This window comes from Flavobacterium yafengii (assembly GCF_030010375.1).
GTDB lineage: Bacteria > Bacteroidota > Bacteroidia > Flavobacteriales > Flavobacteriaceae > Flavobacterium > Flavobacterium yafengii.
The window spans coordinates 936,087-948,547 of record NZ_JASCRY010000001.1 but is presented as its reverse complement, the minus strand read 5'-3'; the positions used below and the strand labels follow the sequence as shown (position 1 = coordinate 948,547).

Sequence of the window (12,461 nt, the reverse complement as noted above, 5' to 3'; positions counted from 1 at the left end):
CAATTAAATCCATTTATAAACAGATTGAATTATGCATTCGTGGCAAAAAAAATTATTTAACGTATTATTTTATAACAATTGTCTTATTGTCAACTCCAATTCCAATAATCTTTAATGATTTCCATTGTTTTGGCAACAGTCCTTTGTTGTATTTCAATCCCATATCAGTCTGTTCCACTCCTCCAAAACCATAAATAACAGCCTGAAGCATCGCTCCAGCTCCTGTAGCAAAATAAGGGTTATTACTATTGGCTGATTCCGAAAACACACCAAAAGGAGGGCGGCTATTTGGCAAATAGGACTTCACAAAATAACTATAGGCCTTTTCTCTATCGCCTAATCGTGAATACAAAACAGATAAAACTCCAGAAGCCATTGCAGGACCATCTTTTTTATCAATTTTTTCAGCGTAGTATTCTAAATCTTTTTCAATTTGAACTTTGTCAGTGATTATGTGTAAAGGATAGGCTAACAAATTTACATCAGCTTGTTTTATCATTTGGCCCTGATACCCTTTATAATTTTGAGTAATTCCATTCTCTCTGTGAATAACTAATTTCTCAGAAACTTCAATCCATTTTGGATTAACCAGTTCGTTCAAAATTGTTGCCGCTTTAATCGTGTTTTTTAAAGATTCAATAGCTGATGCATTTGTAAAGGCATTATCATCTACATGTTGCGCATATTCATCGGCACCTACTACATTCAGAATAGAAAAACTTCCATCCTGATTTTTAACTACACGACTTACCCAAAAATCTGCTGTTTCTTTCAGAACTGCCCATTCTTTTCTCAACCAAGATTTATCTTGTGTATAGCTGTAATAATTCCAAAAAGCAATCGAAACATCCGCTGTGATGTGTTGTTCAAAAATCCCGGTCAAAGCCCAAGTCGGCGTAGCTTCTTCTCCTGTATCATCAGATTCCCAAGGATACATCGCCCCTTTGTAACCATAAATAAAAGCTTTTTGTTTTGCTTTTTGCAAACGATCTGAACGGTAATCTAAACACGATTTTGCCATATCAGGTTGTAAAGCCAAAAGAGTTGGATACATCCAAAGTTCGGTGTCCCAAAAAATATGTCCGTTATATCCTTGAGATGACAATCCCATTGGCGCAATACTTTGTCTGGTTTCCGGACGGATATACGAATACAAATTGTACAAAGCAAAACGTACCCGTTGTTGCGCATCTAAATCACCTTCAATTTGAATATCACCCGTATTCCACAATTCTGCCCAAGCTTGTTTATGACGATTCAATAATTTATCAATTCCTTCCTGTAAAGCATATATGGGCTGTCTTTCGGATTCGTTCAAAGGATCCGTAACATCTTTTGAAGTACAAATTCCTCCTGCTACTGCAAAACGGTATTTTTTACCTTTTACTAATTTTTTAGTAAAACCAACTTCATTTCCGGTTTGCTTCAAAGTTTCTCCTTGTCCGTCAAAAAGAAATGTTGTTGAAGCCGCAACCGTATATTTTCCAGTTAGCGTTTTAGCAACTGTTCCAAAAACCGGCATTAAATACTGATTGTCTTTTAAAACCCGAAACTGACTTTTCACCTCTTTCAATTCATCAGGAACTACCATATAATTATTCGCCATAATTTCTATATCCTTAATAGGAGTAATCTCGACAATTGCCATTGCTGAAAAAGGAACCGCTCTATTAGCCAAAATTGTATAATTGATATTCGCTAAATCTTTAAATGAAAATGAAGTGGTACTTGTCCCTTCTTTCATAGAAACCACTTGGCTCCAGTTATCGATATTGTCTGATTTAATTTCTTGATTGTTTATATTCAAATGCAGATTCAAAAACTCAATTCCTCGAACAATTCTGCTAATTCCATTTTCGGGACTGCCATCGTAAACTCCGTTCAGAATAATTTCTTTTGTTTTCAAAGGCGTATCATCTGTAACAATTCCTATTTGACCATTTGCCATAGCTACACCAAAATAATTTTCTCTGGAATTTGCCTGTAAATGCCATTCGTCTGATTTAGTTTGTCCAAAAACAATTGGACTTACTAAAAGCAGGAAGACTAGACTCTTAAATGTTGAAATCATAGTTGTATTTTTTAATAATATTTTCAAACTTATATAATTTATTTCTTAAAAAATTGAATAGTTCCATATAGTACATGGAATACAAATCGAAAACGTTTTCGACATATCGAAAACGTTATTAATTATACAATTTTGAATAATTAAAAAATAGAATTCTATTTTTATGAAGATAATATAATAATAAATTCCTTTTTTAATGAAGTTCGCAAATAACTTAGTAATGATTTCCTTCCTATTTGGCTGCACATTATTCTTGTTTTCTTGTAAAAAAGAAGAAAGCAATACCATCATTGCCATTAACTCATCTGAAAAAATAAAAATTGATTCTTCAGAGAAATACAAAGAACCGTTTAGACCACAATTTCATTTTTCTCCAGAAAAAAAATGGATGAATGACCCTAACGGTATGGTTTTCTATAAAGGGATTTATCATTTGTTTTACCAATATTATCCAGATGACATTGTCTGGGGCCCGATGCATTGGGGGCACGCTACAAGCACTGATTTAATTCATTGGGCACACAAAAAAATTGCTTTATTTCCTGATAAATTAGGAATGATATTTTCAGGAAGTGCGGTTGTAGATCTAAATAATACTTCCGGTTTAGGAACTACAGAAAACCCGCCGATGATTGCGATTTTCACGTATCACGACATGGCAGGCGAAAAAGCGGGAAGAACAGATTATCAAACGCAAGGATTGGCTTACAGCCTAGATGAAGGGGAGACTTGGTTGAAATATGAAAAAAATCCTATTGTTAAAAATTCTGTTTTAAAAGATTTTAGAGACCCTAAGGTTTTTTGGAATACCGAAACTAATCTTTGGAATATGGTATTAGTAGCCGGAGATCATGCTCAATTTTACACCTCTGAAAATTTAATTAATTGGAAATTCGAAAGTGAATTTGGCAAAAAAGTAGGTGCTCATGGCGGTGTTTGGGAATGTCCCGATATTTTTAAATTAAAAGTTGCCGGTTCCAAAGAAGAAAAATGGGTTTTACTCATCAGCATCAATCCTGGCGCACCTAATGGCGGTTCCGGAACACAATACTTCGTAGGTGATTTTGATGGAAAAAGTTTTAAAACTACCCAAAAAGACATTAAATGGATTGACAACGGCACCGATAATTATGCAGGAGTTACTTATAACAATACTCCAGACTACAAGAGAATATTTTTAGGCTGGATGAGTAATTGGCTATATGCCAGAAACACGCCCACAAAAAACTGGAGAAGTGCCATGACACTGCCTCGAGAACTTTCTCTTGTAAAAATAAATAGTAGTTATGTGCTAAAAAATAGTCCTATTGAATCATTCAAAAAACAATTGGTTTCAGAATTCTCAAAGGATTTATTGAGTATTAAACCGCAGCAAAAAATCAATTTTACTTATGATAATTTCAACCAATCTGAAATAAAATTTAAAGCAGCTTCAAAAAATTTAAAACTGATTTTTTCTAATGAAGTAAATGATTCTTTGGTTTTGAATTATGATGCTGCACAAAAAACCTTTTCGATAGACAGACGCCATTCCGGGATAGTAAATTTCGAAGAAAACTTTGGAAAAGAAATCCATACAACTGCAACGCCAAGTATCATTTCGAAAACTATTGATTACCAAATTATTTTAGATTGGTCTTCTATAGAAATTTTCTTGAACGGCGGCGTTTACGGTTTTACGGAACAAATTTTTCCTAACAAACCCTATACAAAACTGAGCATACAATCTGATGAAAAACAAGAAATAAAAAACCTTACAGTCCATAGAATTAAAGGAATCTGGTAACAATACATATCATTTATAAAACCAAAACTATTAACCATAAATTATAAAAAATGAATAACGTTCGAAACTGGTCCCTTACTGTTGCTGTTGCGGGATTTTTATTTGGCTTTGACACCGTTGTAATATCCGGCGCCAATTTACCCATCAAAGAATTATGGCACACCACTCCATTATTTCACGGGATTTTTATCATGTCAATGGCTTTATGGGGAACCGTATTGGGTTCTTTATTAGGAGGAATTCCATGTGATAAATGGGGCAGAAAGAAAACATTATTCTGGATTGGAATCTTGTTTTTAGTATCGGCTTTAGGTTCAGCATTTGCACAAGACCCTTATACGTTTTCATTTTTTCGCTTCATTGGCGGTATCGGTGTTGGAGCTTCATCTGTGGCAGCACCTATTTATATTTCAGAAATTTCCAGTCCTCAAAACAGAGGGAAATTAGGAACACTTTTTCAGTTTAATATTGTATTTGGTATCTTGATTGCCTTCTTTTCCAATTATTTATTTGAAGGTGTTGGAGGAGAAAATGACTGGCGCTGGATGATTGGTATTGTAGCGCTTCCTGCATTTATTTACAGTCTAATCGTATTACAAATCCCGGATAGTCCACGTTGGTTAATCTTGAAAAAAAGAGATGACGCAGCAGGGATGAAAGTACTTGAAATGATTTACAGTAAAGAAGAAGCTTTAGAAAGTTTTCAAGAAATTAAAAAAGATTTAGTGGACACTTCCGTAAAAGAATCTATTTTTTCAAGAAAATACAAACTCCCAATAATTTTAGCTTTTTTACTGGCTTTTTTCAACCAACTATCGGGAATTAATTTTATTCTGTATTATGCCCCGGAAATATTGGAAATGGCAGGATTGGGTTCAAAAGAATCCTTAATGAACTCTATCTTAATTGGAGTAACAAATTTGATTTTCACCATTGCCGGCATGCGATTAATAGATGTTTTAGGAAGAAAACAACTTATGATCATAGGTTCTTTGGGCTACATTATAAGTTTAAGTATGGTTGCGCTTGCTTTTTATAATAATCTGGGTGCGATCATTTTGATGACATCAATCATGCTATTTATAGCTTCACATGCTATTGGACAGGGTGCAGTGATTTGGGTATTTATTTCAGAAATATTCCCAAATAACGTTAGAGCTAACGGACAATCTTTCGGAACAGGAATTCACTGGATTTTTGCCGCATTAATTACTCTGGCCGGGCCGGTGGTCATTGACTTATTCAAAATAAATCCTTGGCCAATCTTTGCTTTTTTTGCTTTTATGATGGTTTTACAATTGGTTTTTGTATTGTTTATGATGCCAGAAACCAAAGGTTTATCACTAGAAGAATTAGAACATAAAATGGTTAATAATGAATAATTTTAAAGAAAAACTCAGCATCGTTTGTTTTGGAGAAGTCTTATTTGATGTTTTCCCAACACATAGAAAAATTGGTGGTGCACCATTGAATGTAGCACTAAGACTAGCATCACTGGGAGCGAATACTCATATAATCAGTCGAATTGGCAACGATGCTATAGGTCGTGAATTAATAGATTATGTTCGAATGAATGGCGTAGATACTTCTTCTATTCAAGTTGATGAAATTTTTCACACAGGCGAAGTAATTGTAAAATTAAATGAAAAGGGTTCTGCTTCATACACCATAAATTACCCGGTTGCTTGGGATAAAATTGTTTGTATTCCGGAAGACGAAATCATGGTCAAAAAAGCGGACGCACTTGTTTTTGGGAGTCTTGTATGTAGAGATTCTGTCTCACAAAGTTCACTTTTAGAAATAATAAACTATGCAAAATACGCTGTTTTCGATGTTAATTTGCGTGCTCCTTTTTACACCAAGGAAATCCTGATTAATTTAATGATGCAGTCTGATTTTATAAAATTCAATGATGATGAATTGTATGAAATAAGTGCTTTTATGAATTCCCCCTATCATTCATTGGAACAAAACATACTTTTTATTGCAGAACAGACAAACACAAAACACATCTGTGTAACCAAAGGAAGTCATGGCGCAGTTTTGTATTATAATGGAAAAATGTACTACAATAGTGGCTATAAAATTGATGTTGTTGATACTGTAGGCTCAGGAGATTCCTTTTTAGCTGGATTAATTTCTAAACTATTAAATAATGTGAATCCCCAAGAAGCGATTGATTTTGCTTGTGCTTTAGGCGCGATTGTAGCAAAAAACGAAGGCGCAAATCCAAAAATTTCCAGTAAAGAAATCAATGCTTTTATGAGTCCAATATAAAATCAACAAATCACACAGTGCTGGCATCAAAACACTTACAAACAAATACAGTAAAAAAACTATTAACACAAACAGCTATGAAACCTATTCTCTCATTATGCTTGTTTTCTGCTCTTACACTATTTTCTGCTGAGAGCACATCAGCTCAAAACAAGTTTGTAAAAACAAGTCAAAAAAATGATACCAAATGGTGGAAAGAAGCTGTTGTGTACCAAGTATATCCTAGAAGCTTCAAAGACAGTGACGACGATGGAGTTGGGGATTTAAAAGGAATCATTTCAAAATTAGATTATATAAAAAGCCTAGGAATCGATGCGGTTTGGCTTAATCCGATATATACTTCTCCAAATGATGATAATGGGTATGACATCAGTGACTATAGACAAATCATGACAGATTTTGGGACTATGGAAGACTTTGATCTTTTGCTAAAAGGGATGCATGAACGCGGGATCAAACTCATCATGGATTTAGTGGTAAATCATAGCAGCGATGAGCACGAATGGTTCAAACAATCAAGAAGTTCAAGAGACAATAAATACCGCGATTACTACCATTGGTGGCCAGCCGAAAAAGGAAAACCACCTTACCGATGGAGTTTTTTTGATGTGAATAGCGATGCCTGGAAATATGACGCACAAACTGACGCCTATTATTTGCATTATTTTTCCCAAAAGCAGCCCGATTTAAATTGGGAAAATCCAAAGCTAAGACAAGAAATATATGAAATGATGCGTTTTTGGTTAGACAAAGGGATTGATGGTTTTAGAATGGATGCTTTTCAGTTTGCTTCAAAAGATACTACATGGCCAGAATTACCAAAAGGATATGAGAAAAACATCATAAAATACTACGGAGTTGGCCCGCATCTACATGATTATTTACAGGAAATGAACCGCGAAGTTTTTAGTAAATATGATATTATGACCGTTGCCGAAGGTGCTGGAAGTACTCCCGAAGACGCAATGCTGTTTGTAGATCCTGACCGAAAAGAATTAAACATGGCCTATCATTTTGAAAGCGTTGACATTGGTAAGCATATCAATGATTTTGGTCTTGTTAAATACAAAGATATTTTTTCAAGGTATGACGAAACCTTTAAAGATAAAGGTTGGCTTTCGATTTTCCTAGCCAATCACGACCAACCCAGAATGGTAAGTAAATTTGGCAATGACACTCCTGAATTCAGAGAAATCTCTTCAAAAATGCTCTCTACATTTATAATGACCATGCGAGGAACGCCTTATTACTATTATGGTGACGAATTAGGAATGACCAATATCCGATTCGATTCCATAGCGAATTATCACGATGTGGATACGCGCAATAAATACATTGGATTAAAAAATAAAGGAGGCGATTTGAAAGCGTTTTTGGAAGGACAAAAACAAACTTCAAGAGAAAACGGAAGGACACCTTTTCAATGGGACGCAACTAAAAATGCAGGATTTACAACAGGAAAGCCTTGGTTGAAAGTAAATCCAAATTACAATCTAATAAATGCTGAAGCACAGGAAAAAGACCCAAATTCGACCTTAAACTATTTTAGAACATTAGTACAATTACGCAAGAAGAAACCTGTTCTTGTCTATGGAAAATATACGCTATTGGACAGAGAAAACCCGAATGTATTTGCATATACTCGAGAATTAGAAGGGAAGAAAGTACTGGTTTTATTAAATTTTTCAGACAAAGAATCTTCGTTCAACATTGGGATTTCCACCACTAAATCTAAAATCATTTTAGACAATTATACGGGTACCAAAAATTTAAAAAAGAATGTTTTACGTCCTTACGAAGCGGCATTAATTGAACTTAAATAAAAATTAAATACTTTAAAAAAGGAGATAATTAACAAACTGTTTTTTTGGCTTTTACAAATAGAGCATGAACTATGAACAACCCCACTCTCAAAGAAATTGCCGCTCAATTGGGGATTTCTATAACTACCGTTTCAAAGTCATTAAAAGGATACTCAGACGTCAGTGAAAAAACAAAAAAAGCAGTAATTGAACTTGCTCAAAAACTACATTATACTCCAAATAGTTTTGCAGTAAACCTTAGAACAAAAGAATCTAAAACTATCGGATTGATAATCCCTACGCTTGTTCATGATTTTTTCTCAAATGTGATTAGAGGAATTCTTGAAGAGGCTGAGAAGAGGGATTACTTGGTTATTATTCTACAATCCAATGAAAAATTAGAGTTTGAAAAAAAACAAATTGATCTGTTATTAAATAAAAGAGTAGATGGTATTTTAATGTCCTTGTCTAATGAAACGGGAGATTTTGAACATTTAAAATCGATCATTGCTCACAATACCCCGCTGGTACTTTTTGATAAAATTGCAAAGCTTGTTAGCTGTTCCAAAGTAACTATCAATGATAAAAAAGCAGCTTACGATGCTGTTAGTTATCTTATAAAAAGAGGATACAAAAAAATAGCTCATTTTAGAGGTTCATATTTACCCCAAAATGCTATTGATCGGTTTTTAGGGTACAAAAAAGCACTCGAAGACAATGGGATTCCTTATGATTCGTCACTTGTTTTTGTATGTGATAACAACACAGATTTTGAAGATGGTTATGAAAATGCTAAAAAAGTAATTGATGAACATCCAGAAATTGATGCTATTTTTGCCGTTACAGATTTAGTTGCCATTGGAATCATTAAATACTTCAATGAAACAGGAATTTCCATTCCAAAACAAATAGCGGTTTTAGGTTTCAGCAATTGGTTTATGTCAAGCGTTATATCACCAAAACTCTCAACAATTGACCAACCTGGTTTTGAAATTGGGAGAAGATCAGCGTCGATTCTATTTGATGAAATCAATCTAAAAAAGAAGAATTTACCCGTAATTTTTCAATCCATTGAACTAGAAACCAGCATAATTGAAAGAGAATCAACATAAAAAAATTCAATTGATTAATCAACAACTTACCCTTGCTTATTTAATTTAACGAATCAATATTAATTTGTTTATTTTGATAAAAAGCTCATAAATAAGATAAAAATTAATATCTTGGTAAAGAATATTTTAGGTTACAGCCGTTTTTTATAATAAAAACTAAACACATGAAGACTTGAAATAAAGTCATTTCTAAAAAATATTTTCCTAAAATTAAATACGTAGAAATTCGATTCATGAAAGATATTACTCTTAAAGAAATTGCAACAAAACTGGGAATTTCAATAACTACTGTTTCAAAAGCACTGAAAAACTATCCGGATGTTAGTGAAAAAACTAAGAGAGCGGTAATTGAACTCGCTCAAAAACTACATTATACTCCTAATAGTTTTGCCGTAAATTTAAGAACAAAAGAATCAAAAACCATTGGTTTAATCATACCTGAAGTAGTACATCACTTTTTTTCGAATGTGGTAAATGCCATTATTAATGAAGCCGAAAAAAATGGCTATCTTGTCATTATTTTACAATCCAATGAAACTTTAGCTTTAGAAAAAAAACAAGTAGAATTGCTTATAAACAAGAGAGTAGACGGCATTATCATGTCGCTATCCAATGAATCCAACAACGACGATCACATTAAAGAAATAATGAATAGAAATATTCCTTTTGTGATGTTTGACAAGATTGCCAAGCTTTCTAAATGCTCAAAAGTAGTAATTGATGACCAGAAAGCAGCCTTTAATGCTGTCCAACACTTAATTGATAATGGTTGTAAGAAGATAGCGCATATTCGCGGTCCATTGAATCCTCAAAACGCCATAGACCGATATATTGGCTACAAAAAAGCGTTAGAAAAAAACAATATTCCTTTTGACAATAAATTAGTCTATACTTGTGAAACCGTAACTTTTGAAGAAGGTAGAGATTTTGCGGAACAAATTATTAATGAGCATCCTGACATAGATGGTATTTTTGCAATTACAGATTTGGTTGCGGTGGGCGCATTAGCCTATTTCAATGAAAACAAAATAAAAGTACCAGAACAAGTAGCCGTAATTGGGTTTAGTAATTGGTTTATGTCACAAGTGCTGACTCCAAAATTAAGTACAGTAAATCAACCAAGTCATGAAATGGGGATTGAATCTTTCAATTTATTATTGGAAGAAATGAATTGTCATAAGGAAGGAATTCCTTTTACTCCAAGAACTATTGAATTAGAAACTAACGTTATCATTAGAGAATCTTCTATAAAATTTAAATAAATTATAAGATACCCTTATTTTAGAAAATCAATATTCCTTTTTATTCCTTGAAACTTCGCTCTTTTAAGTGGCGAATTTTTAAATACAGCTTTAAATGTTTCTTCGGTTATTTCAATCCAGTCCTTTTTTGACATGGAAAGTAATTCAGGATTTGGATTAAGTAAAGGTTCATTATGTGCTTTTGAAAACTTATTCCAAGGACAAACATCTTGACACACATCACATCCAAAAGCCCAATCATCAAACTTGCCTTTCATTTCCTCAGGAATATTTTCTTTTAATTCAATGGTAAAATAGGAAATGCATTTACTGCCGTCAACCACATAAGGCGCAACTATTGCCTCTGTAGGACAAGCATCAATGCATGCCGTACAAGTACCGCAATGATCCGTTGTAGGATTGTCGTAGTCTAAATCTAAATCGATAATGAGTTCTGCGATAAAGTAAAAAGAACCTACTTTTTGTGTCAATAAATTACTGTTTTTACCTATCCAACCCAAACCACTTTTGGCAGCCCACGCTTTATCGAGTAGAGGTGCAGAATCTACAAAGGCACGACCAGAAACTTCTCCGATTGTTGATTGAATAGAAAATAAAAACTCTTTAAGTTTTTCCTTGATTACAAAATGATAATCCTGCCCGTACGCATATTTTGAAATTTTATAAGAATCCGTATTTTGCAGTTTTTCAGGATAATAATTTAACAAGAGCGAGACAACACTTTTAGCATCATCGACTAGTAAAGTTGGATTTAAACGCTTGTCAAAATGGTTTTCCATATAGGACATTTGGCCATTTCGGTTGTTCTTTAACCAGTTTTCTAATCGTGGCGCCTCTTGTTCTAAGAAGCCTGCTTTGGATATTCCACAAGATAAAAAACCGAGACGCTGTGCTTCGGATTTGATAAATTGAGTGTATGTAGCCTTGTGGTTGATGTTTATAAAAATAGAAGTTAATAAATAGGATTCCCTAGCCCTGATAGCAGCGGCATCTCCCGGTTTAGAAAAACAAGGCTTTTTTAGCCGTAGTTTTTGTTAATCGGGAATATAGCGGATAGCAGGAAATAGCTCCTGAAAAATTAGAATAAGCCTCCTTGAATGTTTGTATTTAATTTTCCTAAATGTTTATACGCTTTATCGGTAACTTCCCTACCTCGTGGCGTTCTCATGATAAATCCTTCCTGAATCAAAAACGGTTCGTAAACCTCCTCGATTGTTTCGCTGCTTTCGGATACGGCTGTCGCCAAAGTTGTTAAACCAACTGGTCCTCCCTTAAATTTATCGATAATTGTAGTTAGAATTTTATTGTCCATTTCATCCAGACCATGCGCGTCAACATTAAGCGCTTTTAAGGCGTAACGGGCAATTTCTATATCAATTGTACCATTTCCTTTTATTTGGGCAAAATCACGTACACGACGCAACAATGCGTTAGCTATACGAGGTGTTCCTCTACTTCTACCTGCAATCTCTATGGCTGCCTCCATTGATATTGGCATTTTAAAGATAGTGGCACTTCTTTCCACAATTGTGGTCAGCAACTCGGTGGTATAATATTGTAAACGGGACGATATTCCAAAACGAGCTCTCATAGGAGCGGTCAATAAACCGGAACGCGTGGTGGCTCCAATTAATGTGAATGGATTTAGATTGATTTGAACTGTTCTTGCATTTGGTCCTGATTCAATCATGATATCAATTTTAAAATCCTCCATAGCAGAATACAAATATTCTTCCACTATTGGACTTAAACGATGAATTTCATCAATAAACAAAACGTCCCTTTCTTCAAGATTAGTCAATAAACCTGCTAAATCTCCGGGTTTGTCTAAAACCGGACCAGAAGTAATTTTGATTCCCACTTGTAATTCATTGGCAAGAATATTAGCTAATGTTGTTTTTCCTAAACCGGGAGGGCCATGAAAAAGCGTATGATCAAGTGCTTCATTTCGTTGATTTGCCGCTTGAACAAAAACTTTTAGGTTTTCTAATATTTGGTCTTGTCCTGCAAAATCATCAAAAGAAAGTGGTCTTAATTTTTTTTCAAGATCAAGTTCTTCCGAATTGTAACTGTTAGATGTTGGGTCTAAATTTTCATTCATTTAACAAAGATAGCAAAGCAATTTTGAATAATAAATTTTAAATTTTAAAT

Annotated in this window: 9 protein-coding genes; 6 read left to right on the top strand and 3 right to left on the bottom strand. The window is 34.1% G+C overall.

Going from position 1 to position 12,461, the window contains the following annotated elements; genetic code table 11:
* Positions 1-64: 64 nt before the first annotated feature.
* A complete protein-coding gene (locus QLS97_RS04160; RefSeq protein ID WP_282714382.1) occupies positions 65-2,071 on the bottom strand; it encodes a kojibiose hydrolase in 2,007 nt (668 codons plus the stop codon).
* 196 nt (positions 2,072-2,267) lie between these two features.
* Between QLS97_RS04160 and QLS97_RS04155 the strand changes: the two genes are divergently transcribed.
* From QLS97_RS04155 to QLS97_RS04130, 6 genes are all read left to right on the top strand, one after another.
* Complete coding sequence (locus QLS97_RS04155; protein ID WP_282714381.1) at positions 2,268-3,857, top strand: glycoside hydrolase family 32 protein; 1,590 nt, start codon at positions 2,268-2,270, stop codon at positions 3,855-3,857.
* Positions 3,858-3,907: 50 nt separating this feature from the next.
* The gene (locus QLS97_RS04150) at positions 3,908-5,239 is read left to right on the top strand and encodes a sugar porter family MFS transporter (RefSeq protein ID WP_282714380.1); all 1,332 of its coding nucleotides are present in this window, start codon (positions 3,908-3,910) and stop codon (positions 5,237-5,239) included.
* Positions 5,232-6,134, top strand: a complete 903-nt coding sequence (locus tag QLS97_RS04145; RefSeq protein WP_282714379.1) for a carbohydrate kinase family protein — start codon at positions 5,232-5,234, stop codon at positions 6,132-6,134. Before QLS97_RS04150 ends, QLS97_RS04145 begins: the two co-directional genes overlap by 8 nt.
* A gap of 77 nt (positions 6,135-6,211) precedes the next feature.
* The gene (locus QLS97_RS04140) at positions 6,212-7,957 is read left to right on the top strand and encodes a glycoside hydrolase family 13 protein (RefSeq protein WP_282714378.1); all 1,746 of its coding nucleotides are present in this window, start codon (positions 6,212-6,214) and stop codon (positions 7,955-7,957) included.
* A 71-nt stretch (positions 7,958-8,028) separates the two neighbouring features.
* Positions 8,029-9,048: a LacI family DNA-binding transcriptional regulator gene (locus QLS97_RS04135; RefSeq protein WP_282714377.1), complete on the top strand. Its 1,020-nt coding sequence runs from the start codon at positions 8,029-8,031 to the stop codon at positions 9,046-9,048.
* Positions 9,049-9,281: 233 nt separating this feature from the next.
* On the top strand, positions 9,282-10,310 hold the full coding sequence (locus tag QLS97_RS04130; protein WP_282714376.1) for a LacI family DNA-binding transcriptional regulator: 1,029 nt from the start codon (positions 9,282-9,284) through the stop codon (positions 10,308-10,310).
* A gap of 14 nt (positions 10,311-10,324) precedes the next feature.
* On the opposite strand, the gene queG is transcribed toward QLS97_RS04130, so the two are convergent.
* Positions 10,325-11,245 (bottom strand): tRNA epoxyqueuosine(34) reductase QueG, encoded by a 921-nt coding sequence (gene queG, locus QLS97_RS04125; RefSeq protein ID WP_282715542.1) that lies wholly within the window; start codon positions 11,243-11,245, stop codon positions 10,325-10,327.
* A 143-nt stretch (positions 11,246-11,388) separates the two neighbouring features.
* Positions 11,389-12,411, bottom strand: a complete 1,023-nt coding sequence (gene ruvB, locus QLS97_RS04120; RefSeq protein WP_099714294.1) for a Holliday junction branch migration DNA helicase RuvB — start codon at positions 12,409-12,411, stop codon at positions 11,389-11,391.
* Positions 12,412-12,461 lie beyond the last annotated feature (50 nt).